The organism is Pseudomonas sp. dw_612 (assembly GCF_018449725.1).
Lineage (GTDB): Bacteria > Pseudomonadota > Gammaproteobacteria > Pseudomonadales > Pseudomonadaceae > Aquipseudomonas.
In genome coordinates this window covers 126,093-143,871 of the sequence record NZ_JAAVVC010000014.1, presented here as the reverse complement: position 1 = coordinate 143,871, position 17,779 = coordinate 126,093, and the positions used below count along the sequence as shown (strand labels likewise).

16 protein-coding genes are annotated in these 17,779 nt (G+C 59.4%); 7 read left to right on the top strand and 9 right to left on the bottom strand.

Annotated elements, in window-relative coordinates:
- Nucleotides 1–16 precede the first annotated feature (16 nt).
- Entirely contained in the window at nucleotides 17–1,327 is a 1,311-nt protein-coding gene (locus HB680_RS21055; protein WP_256735594.1) for an MFS transporter, read from the top strand.
- A 73-nt stretch (nucleotides 1,328–1,400) separates the two neighbouring features.
- Here HB680_RS21055 and HB680_RS21050 read toward each other — a convergent pair whose 3' ends face one another.
- A complete protein-coding gene (locus tag HB680_RS21050; protein ID WP_213940417.1) occupies nucleotides 1,401–2,441 on the bottom strand; it encodes an ABC transporter substrate-binding protein in 1,041 nt (346 codons plus the stop codon).
- A 336-nt stretch (nucleotides 2,442–2,777) separates the two neighbouring features.
- Between HB680_RS21050 and HB680_RS21045 the strand changes: the two genes are divergently transcribed.
- Both HB680_RS21045 and HB680_RS21040 read left to right on the top strand, forming a co-directional pair.
- Nucleotides 2,778–3,293, top strand: coding sequence for a GNAT family N-acetyltransferase (locus HB680_RS21045; protein ID WP_213940416.1), 516 nt, complete (start codon nucleotides 2,778–2,780; stop codon nucleotides 3,291–3,293).
- Between the two features lie 17 nt (nucleotides 3,294–3,310).
- On the top strand, nucleotides 3,311–4,717 hold the full coding sequence (locus HB680_RS21040; protein WP_213940415.1) for a M15 family metallopeptidase: 1,407 nt from the start codon (nucleotides 3,311–3,313) through the stop codon (nucleotides 4,715–4,717).
- Between the two features lie 51 nt (nucleotides 4,718–4,768).
- Here the strand turns inward: HB680_RS21040 and HB680_RS21035 are convergent, their stop codons facing one another.
- The 3 genes from HB680_RS21035 to HB680_RS21025 form a co-directional block, all read right to left on the bottom strand.
- The gene (locus tag HB680_RS21035) at nucleotides 4,769–5,989 is read right to left on the bottom strand and encodes an MFS transporter (RefSeq protein WP_213940414.1); all 1,221 of its coding nucleotides are present in this window, start codon (nucleotides 5,987–5,989) and stop codon (nucleotides 4,769–4,771) included.
- Between the two features lie 109 nt (nucleotides 5,990–6,098).
- Nucleotides 6,099–7,544: a SulP family inorganic anion transporter gene (locus HB680_RS21030; protein WP_213940413.1), complete on the bottom strand. Its 1,446-nt coding sequence runs from the start codon at nucleotides 7,542–7,544 to the stop codon at nucleotides 6,099–6,101.
- Between the two features lie 822 nt (nucleotides 7,545–8,366).
- On the bottom strand, nucleotides 8,367–8,825 hold the full coding sequence (locus HB680_RS21025; RefSeq protein WP_213940412.1) for a GNAT family N-acetyltransferase: 459 nt from the start codon (nucleotides 8,823–8,825) through the stop codon (nucleotides 8,367–8,369).
- 188 nt (nucleotides 8,826–9,013) lie between these two features.
- Here HB680_RS21025 and HB680_RS21020 point away from each other — a divergent pair, with 188 nt between their 5' ends.
- On the top strand, nucleotides 9,014–9,313 hold the full coding sequence (locus HB680_RS21020) for a DUF4189 domain-containing protein (RefSeq protein ID WP_213940411.1): 300 nt from the start codon (nucleotides 9,014–9,016) through the stop codon (nucleotides 9,311–9,313).
- Between the two features lie 27 nt (nucleotides 9,314–9,340).
- On the opposite strand, the gene HB680_RS21015 is transcribed toward HB680_RS21020, so the two are convergent.
- From HB680_RS21015 to HB680_RS21005, 3 genes are all read right to left on the bottom strand, one after another.
- Nucleotides 9,341–12,238, bottom strand: a complete 2,898-nt coding sequence (locus tag HB680_RS21015; protein ID WP_213940410.1) for an EAL domain-containing protein — start codon at nucleotides 12,236–12,238, stop codon at nucleotides 9,341–9,343.
- Nucleotides 12,239–12,435: 197 nt separating this feature from the next.
- The gene (locus HB680_RS21010) at nucleotides 12,436–12,840 is read right to left on the bottom strand and encodes a cupin domain-containing protein (RefSeq protein ID WP_213940409.1); all 405 of its coding nucleotides are present in this window, start codon (nucleotides 12,838–12,840) and stop codon (nucleotides 12,436–12,438) included.
- 77 nt (nucleotides 12,841–12,917) lie between these two features.
- Entirely contained in the window at nucleotides 12,918–13,661 is a 744-nt protein-coding gene (locus tag HB680_RS21005; protein WP_213940408.1) for an SDR family oxidoreductase, read from the bottom strand.
- A gap of 253 nt (nucleotides 13,662–13,914) precedes the next feature.
- On the opposite strand from HB680_RS21005, the gene HB680_RS21000 reads away from it, so the two are divergent.
- A complete protein-coding gene (locus tag HB680_RS21000; RefSeq protein ID WP_213940407.1) occupies nucleotides 13,915–14,556 on the top strand; it encodes a TetR/AcrR family transcriptional regulator in 642 nt (213 codons plus the stop codon).
- Between the two features lie 158 nt (nucleotides 14,557–14,714).
- Here the strand turns inward: HB680_RS21000 and HB680_RS20995 are convergent, their stop codons facing one another.
- Together HB680_RS20995 and HB680_RS20990 are read right to left on the bottom strand one after the other, a co-directional pair.
- Nucleotides 14,715–15,083, bottom strand: coding sequence for a DUF6124 family protein (locus tag HB680_RS20995; RefSeq protein WP_213940406.1), 369 nt, complete (start codon nucleotides 15,081–15,083; stop codon nucleotides 14,715–14,717).
- 560 nt (nucleotides 15,084–15,643) lie between these two features.
- Nucleotides 15,644–16,177, bottom strand: a complete 534-nt coding sequence (locus HB680_RS20990; protein ID WP_213940405.1) for a cysteine hydrolase family protein — start codon at nucleotides 16,175–16,177, stop codon at nucleotides 15,644–15,646.
- 229 nt (nucleotides 16,178–16,406) lie between these two features.
- Between HB680_RS20990 and HB680_RS20985 the strand changes: the two genes are divergently transcribed.
- Nucleotides 16,407–16,733, top strand: coding sequence for a hypothetical protein (locus tag HB680_RS20985; RefSeq protein ID WP_213940404.1), 327 nt, complete (start codon nucleotides 16,407–16,409; stop codon nucleotides 16,731–16,733).
- A gap of 44 nt (nucleotides 16,734–16,777) precedes the next feature.
- Nucleotides 16,778–17,749 (top strand): hypothetical protein, encoded by a 972-nt coding sequence (locus HB680_RS20980; RefSeq protein WP_213940403.1) that lies wholly within the window; start codon nucleotides 16,778–16,780, stop codon nucleotides 17,747–17,749.
- Nucleotides 17,750–17,779 lie beyond the last annotated feature (30 nt).

Here is a 17,779-nt window from a genome sequence, read left to right as displayed (position 1 = left end):
CCGTGAACTGCGTGGGCTGGTGGCGATTCTGGTGTCGATTGCCCTGGCGGTACTCGATACCGCCATCGCCAATACGGCGCTGCCCACCATTGCCGCAGACCTGAACGCCTCGCCCGCCGCGTCAGTGTGGATCATCAACGCCTATCAACTGGCGGCCGTGGCCACCCTACTACCGTTCGCCGCGCTGGGCGGGATCATCGGGCACCGCAAAGTGTTCCTCAGCGGCATCATCCTGTTCGTGGTGGCTTCGGGGTTGTGTGCGCTCGCGTGGTCGCTGCCGACCCTGACCGTGGCCCGCGTGCTTCAAGGCGTCGGGGCCAGCGCCATCATGAGCGTCAATGCCGCGCTGATCGGTTTGATCTTCCCCCCGGAACGCATGGGCCGTGGCCTGGGTTTGAACGCGCTCGTCGTCGGCACCTGTTTCGCCGCCGGCCCGACCATCGCTTCGCTGGTGCTGTCGGTGGCCAATTGGCCCTGGCTGTTTGCGATCAACCTGCCCCTGGGTCTGTTTGCCCTGACCTTCGCCTGGAGTTCCTTGCCCACCAGCCAGCCCAAAGCCGTGGTGTTTGACCGACTGACCGCCGTGCTCAACGTCATCACTTTCGGTGCGCTGATTTTCGCGCTGAGCCAGGCCGCACAGTTGGGCTCGATGAGCAGCGTGGTGATCGCCCTGGCCGTGTTCCTGATCGCCGGGGCCTTGATGTTGCGCCGCGAAGCCGGGCATCCGGCGCCGATGTTTCCTCTGGATTTGCTCAAGCGACCGATGTTTGCCCTGTCGACGCTGACCGCGTTCTGTTCCTTTGCCACCCAAGGGTTGGCGTTCGTCTCGTTGCCGTTCTTCTTCGAAACGACCCTGGGCCGCGACCCGATCCAGACCGGTTTCCTGATGACGCCATGGTCCATCGTCGTGGCGCTGATCGCGCCGATGGCCGGACGTATGTCCGACACCTATCCGCCGGGCCTGCTGGGCGGTATCGGCCTGGCCATTCTCAGTGCGGGGATGGTGTCCCTGGCGATCATGCCGGCGGATCTCAGTGCAACCGGGATCGTGATTCGCATGATCATCTGCGGTATCGGCTTCGGTTTCTTCCAGGCCCCGAACCAGAAAGCCCTGATGACCAGCGCGCCGAGGGAACGCAGCAGCGGCGCCAGCGGCACCATCGCCATGGCCCGACTGATCGGCCAGGCAACCGGCGCCGCGTTGGTGGCGTTGAGCTTCGGAATGTCGGGCACCCATGGCCCGGTGTTGGCGCTGAGCATTGGTGCGGGGTTTGCGGCGGTGGGGAGTGTGGCGAGTGCGTTGCGGTTGGTGGCGCCCAAGGCATAACACCGAACCTGTGGCGAGGGAGCTTGCTCCCTCGCCACAAAAGCTCTCCCGCCAAAGGTTTCGCTTGGCTGATTTAGCGAGCCGCCCACGCATTAAACCGCTCTTCCAACTCCTCCCCATGATCCACCCAGAACTCCGCATCCACCGCCCGGGCCTTGGCCATGTTGGCGTCGGCGGTCGGTAGTTGCTGTTGCACTTGTTGCGGCAACAAGGCCAGGGCCTGCTTGTGGACCGGGCCGTAAGGGATGTTTTCCGAGAACACTTTCTGGGTCTGCGGCTGGCTGGCAAACGCGATGAAGCGCTCGGCCAAGGCCTTGTTCGGCGTGCCTTTAACCACGGCCCAGTATTCCGGGTCGTACAGGCTTTGCGGCCAGACGATGCTCAGGTTCATGCCTTCTTTCTGCGCCGCGGCGATCCGCCCGTTGTAGGCGGCGCTCATCACCACGTCACCGGCAATCAACCACTGTGCCGGTTGGGCGCCGGCCTCCCACCACTGGATGTTCGACTTGATCTTGTCGAGTTTGGCAAAGGCGCGGCTCACTCCTTCAGGGGTGTTCAGCACTTTGTAGAGTTGATCCGGCGCGACGCCGTCGGCCAGCAGCGCGATTTCCAGGGTGTACTTGGCGCCTTTGCGCAGGCCGCGCTTGCCCGGAAAGTCGTTGACGTTCCAGAAGTCCGCCCACGAGGACGGGGTCTTGGTCAGCTTGTTCTGGTCGAACGCCATGACCATCGACCACACATAAGTGGCCACGCCGCACTCGGTAAACGTCCCCGGCACAAACTGGCTCTGATCGCCAAAACTGGCTGGGTCGAGTTTCTCGAACAACCCGGCATCACAGCCGCGCAGCAGCTCCGGGCTCTCGACCTCGACCACGTCCCAACTGGTATGGCCGACATCGACCATCGCCTTGATTTTCGACAACTCGCCATTGTATTCACCGGCGACGATGCGCCCGGCGCCACTGGCGTTGAAGGGTTGGAAGTAGGCTTTGTCCTGGGCCTGCTTGGTGACGCCGCCAAACGATATGACGGTCAGATCCTGCGGCGCGGCGAATACGCCGGTGCACAACAGGGCCAGGGAAAAAGGGATGCACGTACGTAAGGTTAAAGACATGGAACGCTCCCGCAGCTGTTTTTTTAAAATTAGGGTAAAGCCGGGCAGTGCTGGCCAGAGACCAATAACAGTTCCATCGTGCTGGTCTCATTGGACCTACATCGTTATGAGCAACGGCCTCCATCCGGGAGCGCCGAACCACACTGGGTATGGCTCGATAGTGCGACATCCCTCTACAGAGGAAAAATATTAAAAATATGCTTGGGAGCGATAAAAAAGCTCGTTAGCCCGGGCGCTTCACATCCGCGTTGGCGATACACTCCGGTCCAACCGATGCCCTGACCTGACGCCTCGCCCATGAGGTGCTTTCTGTGCCGACAAAGGACTGACCGGACCATGCCACGAACCACCGCGAGATTGATGTTAAGACCACCGAAGGCCGAAGACCTGGCTCGCCTGTTTGCCATCTACGGCGACCCCGCGACTAATCAATTCAACCCGGCCGGGCCGCTGGCCGACATCCAACAGGCTGAAACCTTGCTGGCAGGCTGGCTCCGCCACTGGAGCGAAAACGGCTACGGGCAATGGGCGATTACCACCGGTGAAGCGCCGGAACACGTCATCGGTTTCGGCGGCATTGCGTTGTACAACTACCTCGACGTCGAGCGCCTCAACCTCGGCTATCGGTTTGATGCCGCCGCGTGGGGCAAGGGTTACGCCACGGAGTTGGGGACCACGGCGCTGGCGTTCGCCTTCAATGAGCTGGAGGCCGAGCAGGTGTTTGCGCTGGTGCGGCCGAATCATTTGGCCTCTATCGGCGTGCTGGAAAAAATCGGCATGCAGCGTTTCGGTGAGCTCGATGACGTGCCGGGGCAACCACAAAGCCTCGTGTATATCGCACGCCGCACCTGACTTTCTGGAGGCCTGCCATGCGCGCGCTCAGCAAAATCCTGTCCACCCTGTGCCTCGTCGTGCCATGCCTGGCCAGCGCCGAACCACGGCCCGAGCACATGGTTTATTTGCGTTCGATCGACCCGAACATCCAGCAAGACATCCGTTACGCCACCGCCCATAACTTCACCGGGCACCCGCTCGACGGTTACGAGGCGCCTGAATGCCTGTTGTCAGTGGACGCGGCCAAAGCCCTGGCCCGGGTGCAAACCGCTCTGCATGCGCAAGGCTACGGGTTGAAGGTATTCGACTGCTATCGACCGGCCCGCGCGGTCGCCGATATGGGCAACTTCGCCAAGGTGCCGGGCGATCCGACCAAAGCCGAGTTTTATCCTCGCGTGGACAAACAAGACTTCTGGCGCCTGGGTTACGTGGCGCGGGTGTCGGGGCATTCCAAGGGCAGCACGGTGGACCTGACCCTGACCGGCCCTAAAGCGCCGTCCGCTGCAATCTGGTCACCCTCGATCACCCAAGTCGATTGCACCGCGCCCTATGGCCAGCGCTGGCAGGACGGTGCGCTGGACATGGGCACCGGTTTCGATTGCTTCGACGAGCCGGCCCACACCGACAGCGCGGCAATCAACGCGACCGCCAAGGCCAATCGCCAGCGACTCACCAGCGCCATGGAAAAAGAGGGATTTGTTGGCTATTCGAAAGAGTGGTGGCACTTCTCCTACACCGGCAATCCGGCGTTGAACCAAGTGATGGATTTCCCCATTACCCCGATGGAACTCAGCAGCAGTCATCAGTTAATCATCGTCACCACCCAAAACTGGACCGACATCCAGGGCAGCGCCCAGCGCTACGAGCGCCATGGCAAAACCTTTGAAAAAGTCGGCGCGCCGTTTGCGGTGGTGGTCGGTAAAAGTGGATTGGCCTGGGGCAAGGGGCTGACGGTTGTTGACCCGCTTGCGGGGCCAATCAAACGAGAAGGCGACGGCAAGGCACCGGCCGGGATCTTCAAACTGGGTACCGCTTTCGGCTACACCAACACCACCGACACCCGACTGCCCTACCAGCCACTGACGCCGACCATTGAATGCGTGGATGACAGTCAGTCGAAACGCTACAACCAACTGGTTGACGGCGCGACGGTGGCCAAGGACTGGAACAGCTCCGAACGTATGCGCCGCGATGATGACATGTATCGCAACGGTATTTTCATCGAGCACAACACCCCGGCGGTGGCCGGTGCAGGCTCGTGTATTTTCTTCCATATCTGGCGTGGGCCGGCTTCGGGAACGCTGGGGTGTACGGCGATGGACCCGGAGGATATTGCGCGGTTGTTAGGTTGGCTGGATCCGCGACAGATGCCGTTGCTGGTGCAGTTGCCGGCGGCTGAGTACGCGCGGTTGCGTGACAGTTGGGGACTTCCAGAGCGGTGATTCCAATCCATTACGCCTGACACTGAACCTGTGGCCACAATGACAGCGCTTTCAACGCGCATCAGCGTCCATTCCACGCTGCACAAGCCACGACAACGGCAGCGTCAGTGACAACGTGGCGGCCAGCAGGATCACCGCAACGGGGACACCCGTGACGTCACCGAGGCTGCCAAACACCACCGGCGCCAGCGCACCACCGCCAATGGTGCCGGTGTAAAACACCGCGAACGCCTGCTCGCGTTTACCCGGCCCCGCCAGATCCGGCACGGCGCCGTACAGCACCGACGAGGTTCCGTTGAGCGCAAGCCCGAGCAGCGGCAACATCACCATCAGGCCGAGAAACGGCAGGTACACCGCCATGACGATCAACACCGCTGTGGTGAACTCGGTCAGCCACACGGTTTTGACCATGCCGATGCGCGCGCCCAGGTAGCCGCACAACAACTTGCCGAACGCGCCGCCGATAAACAGCATCGTCAGCGCCAGGCCAATGCCTGCCGTCCCGGCGCCCTTGTCTTTCAACAGAAAGGGCAAGAACGTGAGAAAGCCCATGCGCACCGCGCTGTCCAGGGTCCCGGTCAGGATCAGTGCGCGCAGGCCGCTGGCGGAACCGCTGCCCGTGATCGCTTTCGACGCGTTGCCTTGAGTGGACAAAGACTCGGAACGCGCCGGAATCAGCCACCACAGCAAGCCCGCAGCCGCCAGCCCGAGCAGGCCCAACAGCGTAACACTGGCGCGCCAACTGATGACCGTCAGCAACAGGCCGATCAACCCCGGAATCAGGGTTTTGCCGATATCGCCGGAAAAGTTGTACTGCGACAACGCCTGCTTGACCCCGCCGCCCGCCTCGTGGGTATCGGTGATCAACGAAGAGGCCAGCGGGTGCTGGGTACTCGCGCCCAATCCGCCCAACAGCAGCGCCAGCAACAGCACCGTCAACCCGCCCGCCTGCCCCGCCAGCAAATAAGCCAGGCCGGCGAGTGCCGTGCCGCCCACCAGCATGCGCTCGCGCGCCCAGCGTTTGGCGGCCCGGCTCGCCAGCAGTTGAAACCCGGCCATCATCCCGGCATAGGCGCCGCGCAACAGGCCGACCTGGGCGAAACTCAAGCCGAACTGCGCCTGCCAGATCGGCAACAGCACATAGATCACGTCGGTCAGCCCGTCGTGGATGGCATGAGCACCGCACCCCGCCACCAGGGAGCGGCGACGCACCGAAGCATCGGCAGGTTGAGACACAGGCAAGAAAGCTGATTCGTGTTTCAGATCGGTCATCGTCTTGAGCAGCTGGAGAGTGGACGTTGACAGTTAAGCAGGATCGCACCCGGGTTGCACAGCCAGGCTGCATCCCCGATCACGGCAACACTCGTCTGTAACCCACCGATCAGGCGTAATCCCCGCCGGCGCGCTTGAGCATTTGCTTGCAGCGTTCCGACAAATGAAACACCCGCAGATGCTTGCCCGCCTTCTCATAGCGTTCACGTAAAGTCTTTAGCGCAGCGATGGCCGAGTAATCGACGAAGCTCAGGTGACGGCAATCAAGGGTCACTTGGGCAGGATCGTTGGCGGGGTCGAACTGGTCGAGAAAAGGCGTGGTCGAGGCGAAGAACAACGTGCCGTGCAGGCGATAGAGCTTGCTGCCATCGGTTTCCAGGTAGGTGTCGGCGTACAGCTCGCGGGCCTGTTGCCAGGCGAAGTTGAGCGCGGCGATGATGATCCCGCAGAGCACGGCGGTGGCCAGGTCGGTGAACACAGTGATGATGGTTACGGCGATGATCACCAGCACATCGTTGAGCGGCACTTTGTTGATCACCCGCAGCGAGGCCCAAGCGAACGTCTGCTGCGACACCACGAACATCACGCCGACCAGGGCAGCCAGCGGAATGCGCTCGATCAACGGCGACAGAAACAACACGAACAGCAGAATCATCACCCCGGCGATCACCCCGGAAAGCCGACCCCGTCCGCCGGAACTGAGGTTGATCACGGTCTGCCCGATCATCGCGCAGCCGCCCATGCCGCCGAACACACCCGACACCATATTCGCCGCGCCCAGCGCCACGCACTCGCGATCCGGGTAGCCGCGGCTCTCGGTGATTTCGTCGGTGAGATTCAGAGTCAGCAGGGTTTCCAGCAGGCCGACCAGCGCCATCAATATCGCGTAGGGCGCGATGATGCGCAGGGTCTCCAGGTTCCAGGGAATGTCCGGCAACGCAAAACTCGGCAGGCCACCGGCAATGTGCGCCATGTCACCCAAAGTGCGGGTCGGCAAGCCCAGCACATACACCGCCAACCCGACGCCCAGAATCGCCACCAAGGCCGGAGGCACCGCGCGGGTCAGACGCGGCAGCAGGTAAACGATGGCCATCGTCAGCGCCACCAACCCGCTCATCACATACAGCGGCGTGCCACTGAGCCAGGTGTCGCCACTTTTGAAATGCTCCAGTTGCGCCAACGCAATGATGATCGCCAAACCATTCACGAAACCCAGCATCACCGGATGCGGCACCATGCGCACCAGTTTGCCCAGCCGCAACAGCCCGAACGCCATCATGATCAACCCGCCCAGCAGCACGGTCGCCAGCAAATACTGCACGCCGTGTTGCACCACCAACGCCACAATCACCACCGCCATCGACCCGGCCGCCCCGGACACCATCCCCGGCCGCCCGCCGAACAGCGCGGTCAAGGTGCAAATGATAAACGCACCGTACAGCCCCATCAGCGGATTGAGATGAGCGACCAGCGCGAAGGCGATGCACTCGGGCAGCAACGCGAAGGATGTGGTGAGCCCGGCGAGGATATCGGCGCGCAGACGTTGTGGTTTCATGACTTACCTGAAAAACGGGCCGGTTGGGATGGGCCGTGGGAGTTGCGGGGAATGAGGGGTGGGGATGTTACGGAATTGGGGCGTGTGGGGCCAGTGGTTGGGGCTGGTGGGTTGAGCGTTCAGACCCTAAGCACACGCCGAGAGTACCGAAGCCGGCAAGAAGCTGACTGATAATGCCCATGTTCAATCCGGGTTAGGTCGCTCTCTACCAAAAGCTTGCTCGCGAAAGCGGTGTGTCAGTTGCCTTGATGTCGGCTGACACGCCCTCTTCGCGAGCAAGCTCGCTCCCACAATTGCTGGATGTCGTTCACAAGATTTGCAGTTAACGCTGTTTCCTGTGGGAGCGAGCTTGCTCGCGAAGGCGGTGTGTCAGTTGCCTTGATGTCGGCTGACACGCCCTCTTCGCGAGCAAGCCCGCTCCCACAATTGCTGGGTGTCGTTCACAAGATTTGCAGTTAACGCTGTTTCCTGTGGGAGCGAGCTTGCTCGCGAAGGCGGTGTGTCAGTTGCCTGAATGTCGGCTGACACGCCCTCTTCGCGAGCAAGCTCGCTCCCACAATTGCTGGGTGTCGTTCACAAGATTTGCAGTTAACGCTGTTTCCTGTGGGAGCGAGCTTGCTCGCGAAAGCGGTGTGTCAGTTGCCTTGATGTCGGCTGACACGCCCTCTTCGCGAGCAAGCCCGCTCCCACAATTGCTGGGTGTCGTTCACAAGATTTGCAATTAACGCTGTTTCCTGTGGGAGCGAGCTTGCTCGCGAAGGCGTCAGGCCTGATACACCGCGTCATCGTTCTTCGCGGGCAAGCCTCGCTCCTACATATCCATCAACCCTGCTTCAAATCCAGACAATACGTGTAATACCCCGTATCCCGCACATACCCCAGGGACTCATACAACCGTTGCGCGCCAAAATTATCCGTCGCTGTTTCCAGCACCAACCCCTTCGCACCCGTCGACAGCGCAAAGGCGCGGGCGGTGTTCATCAGCAACGTCCCTACCCCACGGCCCCGAGCAGCAGGCGCGGTGAACAGGTCGCTGAGCAGCCACGTGCGGTGGGCGTCGATGGAGGAAAAGGTCGGGTACAACTGGACGAAGCCCAGCGCTTCGCCGTTGTCGTCCAGGGCGAGGAAAATGGCGGATTCGTCTTGGGCAATGCGCTCGGCGATGAAGTCCCGGGATTGCGGCAGGTTGGAGGGTTGGCCGTAGAAGCCGCGGTAGGCGTCGAACAGGTTAGCCACCTGATTGAGATGGCTGGCGTCGGCGCGCTGGGCGTGGATGGCCATGGTGATCGTCTCCGTGCGGGTTGAAGAAAATATTGAAAGCTGGGGCTAAAACACGATCTTATGTCGCTCTGCCGATCATTACCTGCATCCGGACGTGCCTATCGCTGAAGGCCAACCGGTACACCGTCTATTCTGAGTAGAGCACAAGCCGCAACGTGCCCTCAGCCTCTTGCCACAGGGGAAACGCGATGACCGGAAAAACAGCGCGCCAAGGCTGGTCATGGGCCCTGCTCTCTCTGCTCGCCATCAACCTGGCGCTGAGCACGGGCTGTGCACGCAAAACCTCCACCGCTCGCTACTCGACGGCCAGCATCGGTTCCAACTGCTATGCAAAAGCGCTCCCCACGACTGGCGAAGGTGGCCTCGCCTGGGGGGACACCTTGAGCATGGCGCGCCAGAAATCCCTGAATAATTGCATTCGCTACGCCGGCCGATCCGGTGGCACGCCGGACACCTGCCAAGTGGTGTTGTCGGAGTGCAAAAACTAAGTCAGCGGCTGCGGGTCATTTCAACCCCTAACGGCCAATCATCGAACTCGCCAACAACGCCGCCAACCCCATCGGCTTGGCAAAGTAATAACCCTGAGCCTGCCCCGCGCCCATTTCCCGCAGCAACTCCAGGGTCGCTTCGTCTTCGACACCTTCGGCCACCACGCTCAGGTCCAGGGATTCGGCCATGCGCACAATCGCCCGGACAATCGCGCGACTGCGGGGGCTGGCGGTCAGTTCGAGGATGAACGACTTGTCAATTTTCAAGCCGCTGAAACGGTATTGGTGCACATAGCTCAGGGAGGAAAACCCGGCGCCGAAGTCGTCGAGCACCACCGACATGCCGTTGTCCGCCAATTGCTGCATGGTCAGCCGGGCAATCGCTGGCTCGGCCACCAGCGCACCTTCGGTCAACTCCAGGCAGATGCGTGACGGCGCGACCCCGTGCTGCGCCAAAAGGGCCAGCACCTCACTGGCGAACTCTGGACGAGTCATGCTGTAACTGGAGCAATTGACGTGCACCGGCGGCCAATTGGCGTGCTCGGGTTGGGCGAGGATCACCGCGATGCTGGTCAGCATGTACAGGTCCAATCGGCCGATCAGGCGCAGCCCCTCGACATCCGGCAAAAACTCGCCGGGCGCGATCACCCGACCGCCCGGCTGATGCCAGCGGATCAGCGCTTCAAGGGCCAGCAGTTCGCCGGTTTCAACGCTGACAATCGGCTGGAAATACGGCAGCAGTTCATCGGTGCGCTTGAGCGCGTTGCGCAAGGCCCCTTCCCGCTCGACCTGGTCCGAGACTTCGCGGCGCACTTCCTGGTTGAACACCGCGTAGCTGTCGCGCCCGGCACTCTTGACCCGGTACATCGCCGCATCGGCGTCGCGCAGCAAGTCGGCGGGCTCGTGATGAAACTGATTGTCGGCGCTGACAATGCCGATACTGCACGACGAAAAAACCTGATGCCCGTTGATGACAAACGGCAGGTCAAACGCCACCAGGATCCGCTCGGCGATTTCGATCACCACTTCCAGCGGCGCCTCGGGCGCGAGCACCGAGAACTCATCGCCACCCAGGCGCGCGAGCATGTCGGTGTCGCGCAAGCATCCGCGCAGACGCTGGGCGGCCTGCATCAACAGCAGATCGCCGAAATGGTGGCCGAGGCTGTCGTTGACCATTTTGAAACGGTCGAGGTCGATGAACATCACCGCCAGGTGCCCGCCGTCGCTGCCAAACTGCGACCAGGCCAGGTTGAGGCGCTGTTGCAGGTAGGTGCGATTCGGTAGCCCGGTCAGCGCATCGTGGGAGTTTTCGTGCTGCAACTTGGCATTGGCGTGATCGAGCTCGCGGGTGCGGTTCTGCACCCGGGCTTCGAGTTTGAGGTTGGCGGCATGGATCGCTTCGGCGGCGGTGCGTCGCGACAACGCGGTGTCGATGTGCCGCGACACAAACGTCAACAGTTCCTGGTCACGCAGGGTATAGCGCACTTGCGAGGTATAGCTTTGCACCGCGAGCACGCCACGCACTACATCGCCGTCAAACAATGGGATGCCCAGCCAGGAATAGGAACGAAAATACAGATCGGCGACTTCGATTTCGCCGTGGTCAGTCAGTCGGTCAGCCTCATCCGAATCGATCAGGCACGCTCGACGCTGACGGATCACGTACTCGGTCAAGCCACGACTTCCACGCCGTGCCACCGGGCGGACTGTCTGCCGCTCATCGACGTAATACGGGAAGGTCACTTCGGTGGTCGCGTCGTCGAACAGCGCAATGTAGAAGTTCTGCGCAAACAGCAGATCACCGACGATGCCATGCAAGGTTTTAAACAACTCCGCCATGTCGCCAGGCTGGCTCGACAGTTCGGCAATCTGGAACAGCGCACTTTGCAGGTGTTCGGCGCGCTCGCGTTCCGCCACTTCCTGGCGCAAGGCGTCGTTGAGTGCCGAAAGTTCCAGGGTGCGGCGCATCACTGTTTCTTCCAGGTCCGCCCGGTGCAGAATCCGGTCCAGCGCCATGGCCACGTGGCGGGCCACCACCAGGAACAGCGCGCGGTCTTCAGCGCTGTAGGTACGCGACACGTCGTAGACCTGCATCGCGAGCATGCCAAACACGTCGTCCGAGGCATTTTTCAGCGGCGCGCCCATCCAGAACTCGGGACGATCACCCACGCAATAGAAACGCCCCTCGGCCTGCGCCGCGAGAATGCCGGCGGAGTCGATCAGCAACGGCTGGCCGGTGGTCAACACGTAGGCGGTCAATGACAGGTGCGAAGGGTCAAGGTATTCGTAGTTCTCGGACTCCAGGGCTTCAACGTCGATGATGTCGACGTAATACGGAAAGTCCATCTTGCCGGTGTGCGGGTCGTACAGCGCGAGGTAGAAATTCTCGGCGTCGATCAGGCTCGCCAGCAGTTGGTGAACCCCCACCAGAAACACGGAGCGGTCGCGGGTCGAACTGGCCAGGTAGGTGATTTCATACAGCACGCGTTGCGTAATCTGCGCACGGGCCAAGGTATTGGTCTGGACCTGAATGCCCAGGCGCTGGGCAAACTCGGCGAGGGCCGGTTCCGCCGCATCGTCGACGGGCGCGAGCAGCCAACCCAGCACACTTTCGCCGCGACCGGTCGGCCAGCGGTGCAACTTCCAGGTCTGGCAAAAGGCCTCAAACTCGTCGTTCGCCACGCTGGAGGGCCACTGCACCCGTGGGTCGCCCTGCCCGACCAGGTGCATTTGTTCACCGGCGCGGTAAACCACCCACGAAGTGGTATGCGCCCAGCTGCGCGCCGAGTCCAGCAAGTGTTCGATCGTATCCCCGTTGCCAGCGCAGGCCATGCCGACAGTATCCAAGTTCCCTTTATGTTGAGATGCGGCAACGTCGCAATCGTTCGATTGCCGCAGGGCGTCGGTCAATGGACGAACACTCATCAGCGCTCCCTGAGCCAATAACTGGCGATACTTTCCTGTTAAAAACCAGCAATGTGCCAGCGAACTTCTCGTTTAAAGCTTATGAGAATTTTTATCAATCGTTTTATTCGCTTTATGCCAACTAAGGGACAGAACCACGACACATGGCCAGCCGTTGATTTGGCAGACTCCATGCCCTTTATCGGCTGAACTTTCAATCACTCAACCGGAATTACTGCGGGTTTGCCCTTCTCCTTCAAAAGAAACACCAAAAATTTCGCAGGTTTGTCCTGGCTGGCATTGCGTCCCACCGTGTGCACGTCGTCAGGCCCTTCATGGAAACTCTGCCCCGGCAGCAACGTGACCTCCTTGCCGCCCTTAACGCCCATGACGATGGAACCTTCGAGTACGTAAATAAAGCCATGCGCGTCGTGACGATGAACCGGATCAGCCCCGCCCGGCGGATATTCCACGGTAATCATCAGCACTTCTTTTCCGGGGTAGTCGGCCAGCGCCTGTTCCATCACGGGTTTGACGACCGGGGGCGGCGCGGTTTTGTCCCCGGCAATGGCGAGTCCGGTGCACAACAGCGGCAGTAAAGCCAAGAGCGGATGCAGGTGCATGTGGCTTTCCTCGTGTGGGATGGCCATGAGCAAGTGGGGTGGCGATCGGTACGTACGATCGCCACCCGTTTTAGCCGCTAAGTGTTCCTGAGCCATGCATCGAAGTGAGTCGCGCCGATGATCGGATCGGCGCCTGGCGTCAGTGACTGATCGTCGATGGGCGCACCGAAATACGTGGCCTCGGGGTCCGGGATCACCTCGCGCGGATCATCGTTGTGTTTCAGGTAAGTTTTGACGAACGAGACGATCGGCAGCCGCTCAGGCCCGGCCACTTCTTGCGTCTTGTTCGTGGGCGGTTGCTCGGCGATTTCGGCCAGTGCCAAGGCAACGTCGGCCGAGGCGATCGGTTGCAGGTCTGCCGCAGGCAGGCGCGTGCTGTTGCCCTGCTCGCCGGATTGGGCGATGGCGCCGATGAATTCGAAAAACTGCGTGGCACGCAGAATCGAGTAGGGAACGCCGGAGTCCTTGATCAGTTTTTCCTGGGCCATCTTGGCCCGGAAGTAACCGCTGCCGAGCATGCGTTCCGTGCCGACGACGGACAGGGCGACATGGTGTTTCACCCCGGCCGCTTTTTCGGCGGCGAACAGGTTGCGGCCAGACGTTTCGAAGAAGTCCAATACGGCGGCGTCTTCGAAGGACGGAGAGTTGGCGACGTCGACAACCACCTCGGCGCCGGCCAATGCGGCTTCGAGACCTTCGCCCGTCAGGGCGTTGAGGCCGGTACTCGGCGAGCCGGCGAGGACATCGTGCCCGCGCTGGCGAAGGTTATTGCAGAGCTGGGTGCCGATCAGCCCGGTTCCTCCAATGACGACGATTTTCATGGGAATGCCTCTAGGTTTGGGAATGCCTCCAGGTTAGTGGTGCGGTGCATCTGTCGGCGTTTGAGGAGTGACTGCTTGGCCAAGGCCGAAGCCCCATTCAGTTTAGGACACGGATGACGGGCCGCCCTTTTGATTTCGGTAACCGCCCGTGCGATCCGACGATTCGTGTCTGGCTCATTCGCTGTATAGTTTTGTATATTACGAAACCGATTTTTCAAGACGCCCCCATGCCCTCCTCCTTTGTTCCATCTCCATGACCCGCATTCGCCAACGCAATCAGCACCTGATCCTGGCCGCCGCCAGCGAAGAATTTGCCGCCAAGGGTTTCGACGCCACCCAGACCCGGGACATCGCGGCACGCGCGGGGGTGCCGAAGGCGAATCTGTATTACTACTTCCAGACCAAGGAAAACCTCTACGCCAAGGTGCTGCTCGGGTTTGTCGAGCAGTTGCTGGAGGCGTCGGCGGTGTTGCGCGAGAGCGACGACCCGGTCGTGGGGTTGCAGGCCTACATCGCGGCGCGAATCCGCATCGCGCGCGAGCACCCGCACATTGCCAAGGTGTTCAGTGGCGAGTTGTTGCTGGGGGGACGGCAGTTGCCGGAAGAGTGTCGGGATCTGTTGTATGCCGAGGCGCAGCGCAACGTCGACTGCCTGCGCAGCTGGATTGAGCGTGGGTTACTGGCGCCGGTGGATCCGGAGCATTTGATGTTGTTTATCTGGTCGGCCACGCGCACCTATACCAATCTGGGCTGGCAGATGGCGCACATCACCGGGAGGCCGGTGCCGGAAGATGGGGATTATCAGAAGGCGGCGGCGACGATTACCCGGTTGGTGTTGGGGGGTGTGGTGCCTGAGCGGGTCGGGATGATCGGTGGGTTGATGTTTGCTACTTGAGTTTTTAGGGGGATCTGCTGCACAAGCTTCGCTCCTGCAGAAGATCGGACCGGATTTGTGTGTAGGAGCGAGGCTTGCCCGCGAAGAACGTTAACGCGGTGTATCAGGCCTGACGCCTTCGCGAGCAAGCTTCGCTCCTACAGGGATGTGCCTGGCGGCTACCCAGGCTTGTGGTTATCCAGTACGCGATTGACCGCTAGCTCACCCATCGTGATCACCTGCTGCAACAGCAGCATCCTCTTGCGTTGCGGGCCTTCCAGCAGCTCGGCGAAATCGCTGGCCATGAGGCTAGCCGATGACATCGAATCGGAGGCCTGGACCAGTAACGTTTCGTCATCCACCGCTGCGTCGATGGTGAAGATGCTGCTGGGGCTGCGGGGCGGTATCTGCGTTTTCGTCGCCCCGGGGTTCAGGTAGAAGTTGAGCGCGCGGTCGGCCGCCTGTTTCATTTTCTTGGGGTCAAGATCAAAAGAGGCGTCGTAGGGTACTGGACTGGTGTGCGGGGGGTTTGGCGTTACTTTGAACATAAGTTGAGTTCCAAATTGGGTGCCAATCCCATCCCGCTACTAAACAAGGAGGGTGGCAGCTGTACGCAGGTTAGTAGACCGGGGAACTCAACAAGCCGGCGCGCCCGAAGACGCCCTACGTACAGCTACCATCAAGCACAGATCTGAAACTACCTGTCCGACGGATGCACGTGCAGCCTGAATTACCACGGGCTACTAAACCCGACCACTGATGAGCAGTGGCAGGCAAACGATAGAGCCCAGCTCAAAGGCGCACAAGCCGGCGGATTCTGGCGTACGCGTAGGCAACGACGCAAGGCGTTGTAGCCGTTTATGACGTAACACTGAGTGTCTTTAAACACTCAATCAAAAACGCGTTTAATCACATCAAAAACGCATCGGCGCAATCTTTGTGGGAGCGAGCTTGCTCGCGATAGCGGGTTCACATTCAACAGGGATGCTGACTGTTACGCCGCTATCGCGAGCAAGCTCGCTCCCACAGGTTCTGCGCTTTAACTGACCGGCCGCGCGGCGACAATCATGAGTCGCCAAGGGTGTTTTCGGGGGGAAGCTGTCGCGGCTTAAACGCGTATCTCGGCAGTCGGCAAAACGTCAATCCGCGCCACCGGCCCCGTCAAGTGCGCCAGATCGGCGTTGTGCTCGGCGATGATGTCGGCGGCGGCGACGTTGCCGTTGTCGACAGTGGAATGCGCGTCGGCGGCGAGGACCACGTCGTAGCCCAGTTTCAGGGCCTGGCGCACGGTGGCGTTGACGCAATAGTCGGTTTGCAGGCCGCAGATGATCAGGCGATCAGTGCCCTGGTCTTGCAGCAAGGCTTGCAGGTGGGTTTGGTAGAACGAATCCCGGGTGGTTTTACGCACGCGCAAGTCTTGGGATGACGTCTCCAGGCTATCGGCCAACTGCCAGCCTTTGGAGCCGTGTTGCAACAGGTCACCCTTTTCTTCGTGCTGGATCAGGACGACCGGAACTCCTGTTTCCCTGGCCTTGGCGCTCAGGCCATTGATGTTCTCGATGACGCGTTTGATCTCAAAGCATTCGTACTCGCCGGTGCACAGGGCTTGTTGGACATCGATGATCAGCAGTGCGGTAGTCATGGCAGGAGCTTCCTTGTCTGGTCAATCAAGCGTACACGGAACGCGTTCACAGCTCAAAAGCATTGCCGTTAACTGATCGACGATACGACCAAGGCACAAGACCTATTTGTAGACGCGATAGTGGCATCAGGCTAGCATACAGAAATACTTTTTTTCAAAGAGATACGCACATAAACCACGCGCCATCCACACGTATGGTCGTCGCTCAACACTAAAAGGAATTTGAAGCATGCTTATATTGTTTTTCTGGTTAGCCGCATTACTCGCATGCATCTGGTTTGCTGGCGCCAGAGTTCACAGCACTTACACGAGTGACGCTATTGTAAGAAGAACAAACTACAAGAATGGTTTTACGCTCATATTTTATTCTGCACTGATTGTAGGAACGTCAGGCCAATTAGGGGATGCGATAAACAAATACCAAATGGCTGTCCCCGACATCTCCTATGTGCTTATCGTGCTAGGTCTTATCGTTGACCTCACAAAATACCTGACACCCTTTGTATTTGCCGGCATTGGTGTAAACCTCGTCTCCCATGCCCTCACTGATGACTGAAGCCAAAATGATGCCGTGCCCAATTTTGGCACAAGGAAAGTGATATGAACAAAGTTCCCACCGTTAGAACCATGCTGGTAGGCGCGGATAAAAAATATATAAAGGCAATAAATGAGGTCGGCCTTGTCGACTATCTGAAATCCATTACAACGAATGACGATAATCGCCAAAACACCGTTTTCGACTTCCACGTCATTGTTGAAAATTTTCATGCAGTCATAGACAAAAAATTTGCTTACGTTCAATTCAAAGAGCTTCAAGTCAATAGACACACTGTTTTTAATAGTTGGACACGATTCCGCACCATGACCAATCAAGGTCAAAAAGGAATCATGGCCATTTCATTGGCAGTGGACACTGAGCGGGTGATGAACTCGATTCTTTTCGCGCTTCCTGGTTTAGAAGCTGCTTATCTTTCGGCTAAAGAGTACACCGACGGCTTTCCACAGTCATACCCGAAAACAGAAGCATTCGAGAGCTATACGCTTTACCTCGATTGCTATGTCGAAGCATTGCTGTGTAGTTTTCACACCACCGTAACGACGGACTTAAAATCCTTCAAAGATGATGTGATCTTGACTGGGCATGCCCACAACATACGCAATAGCATTATTTCCTGCTTGGACGCAGAAACTGACTACAGGAATAAACAGTTCCAACAGCGTAGTTTGATCTACCAGTGTTGCATGGAAAATATGGGACTCGACACGGCTGCCCTGCTTTCGCTAATGGTCAGCAATGTAACCATCCAGGATTTAAAGAATATTATTTATGACAACTTCACGCTAACCACAGAAACAGATCGCTACTTTCCATATAGGAAAATGGTGCACGAGTGGCCGGCAGCTGATCCAAGAGCTCTAGACCGAACTAAGAAGCTTGCATCACTTTTACAAAACATCAATTCGCTTATCTACAAAATGGAAGAATTGAAGGCAGGCGATTTCGACTTTGATAACACCATCCACGCGAATGAAAAATTCGCTAATCAAATCGCGCTGCTCCTTTCAAAGTAGTCGTTTTGAACGGGCCGGATGCAAGATTGC

Excerpts from the sequence above, each read along its gene's own strand:
- HB680_RS20995 (WP_213940406.1), bottom strand. The coding sequence starts at position 15,083 with ATGTTCAAAGTAACGCCAAACCCCCCGCACACCAGTCCAGTACCCTAC.
- HB680_RS21000 (WP_213940407.1), top strand. The coding sequence starts at position 13,915 with ATGACCCGCATTCGCCAACGCAATCAGCACCTGATCCTGGCCGCCGCC.
- HB680_RS21040 (WP_213940415.1), top strand. The coding sequence starts at position 3,311 with ATGCGCGCGCTCAGCAAAATCCTGTCCACCCTGTGCCTCGTCGTGCCA.
- HB680_RS21005 (WP_213940408.1), bottom strand. The coding sequence starts at position 13,661 with ATGAAAATCGTCGTCATTGGAGGAACCGGGCTGATCGGCACCCAGCTC.
- HB680_RS20980 (WP_213940403.1), top strand. The coding sequence starts at position 16,778 with ATGAACAAAGTTCCCACCGTTAGAACCATGCTGGTAGGCGCGGATAAA.
- HB680_RS20985 (WP_213940404.1), top strand. The coding sequence starts at position 16,407 with ATGCTTATATTGTTTTTCTGGTTAGCCGCATTACTCGCATGCATCTGG.
- HB680_RS21015 (WP_213940410.1), bottom strand. The coding sequence starts at position 12,238 with ATGAGTGTTCGTCCATTGACCGACGCCCTGCGGCAATCGAACGATTGC.
- HB680_RS21035 (WP_213940414.1), bottom strand. The coding sequence starts at position 5,989 with ATGACCGATCTGAAACACGAATCAGCTTTCTTGCCTGTGTCTCAACCT.
- HB680_RS21050 (WP_213940417.1), bottom strand. The coding sequence starts at position 2,441 with ATGTCTTTAACCTTACGTACGTGCATCCCTTTTTCCCTGGCCCTGTTG.
- HB680_RS21045 (WP_213940416.1), top strand. The coding sequence starts at position 2,778 with ATGCCACGAACCACCGCGAGATTGATGTTAAGACCACCGAAGGCCGAA.
- HB680_RS20990 (WP_213940405.1), bottom strand. The coding sequence starts at position 16,177 with ATGACTACCGCACTGCTGATCATCGATGTCCAACAAGCCCTGTGCACC.
- HB680_RS21010 (WP_213940409.1), bottom strand. The coding sequence starts at position 12,840 with ATGCACCTGCATCCGCTCTTGGCTTTACTGCCGCTGTTGTGCACCGGA.
- HB680_RS21030 (WP_213940413.1), bottom strand. The coding sequence starts at position 7,544 with ATGAAACCACAACGTCTGCGCGCCGATATCCTCGCCGGGCTCACCACA.
- HB680_RS21025 (WP_213940412.1), bottom strand. The coding sequence starts at position 8,825 with ATGGCCATCCACGCCCAGCGCGCCGACGCCAGCCATCTCAATCAGGTG.
- HB680_RS21020 (WP_213940411.1), top strand. The coding sequence starts at position 9,014 with ATGACCGGAAAAACAGCGCGCCAAGGCTGGTCATGGGCCCTGCTCTCT.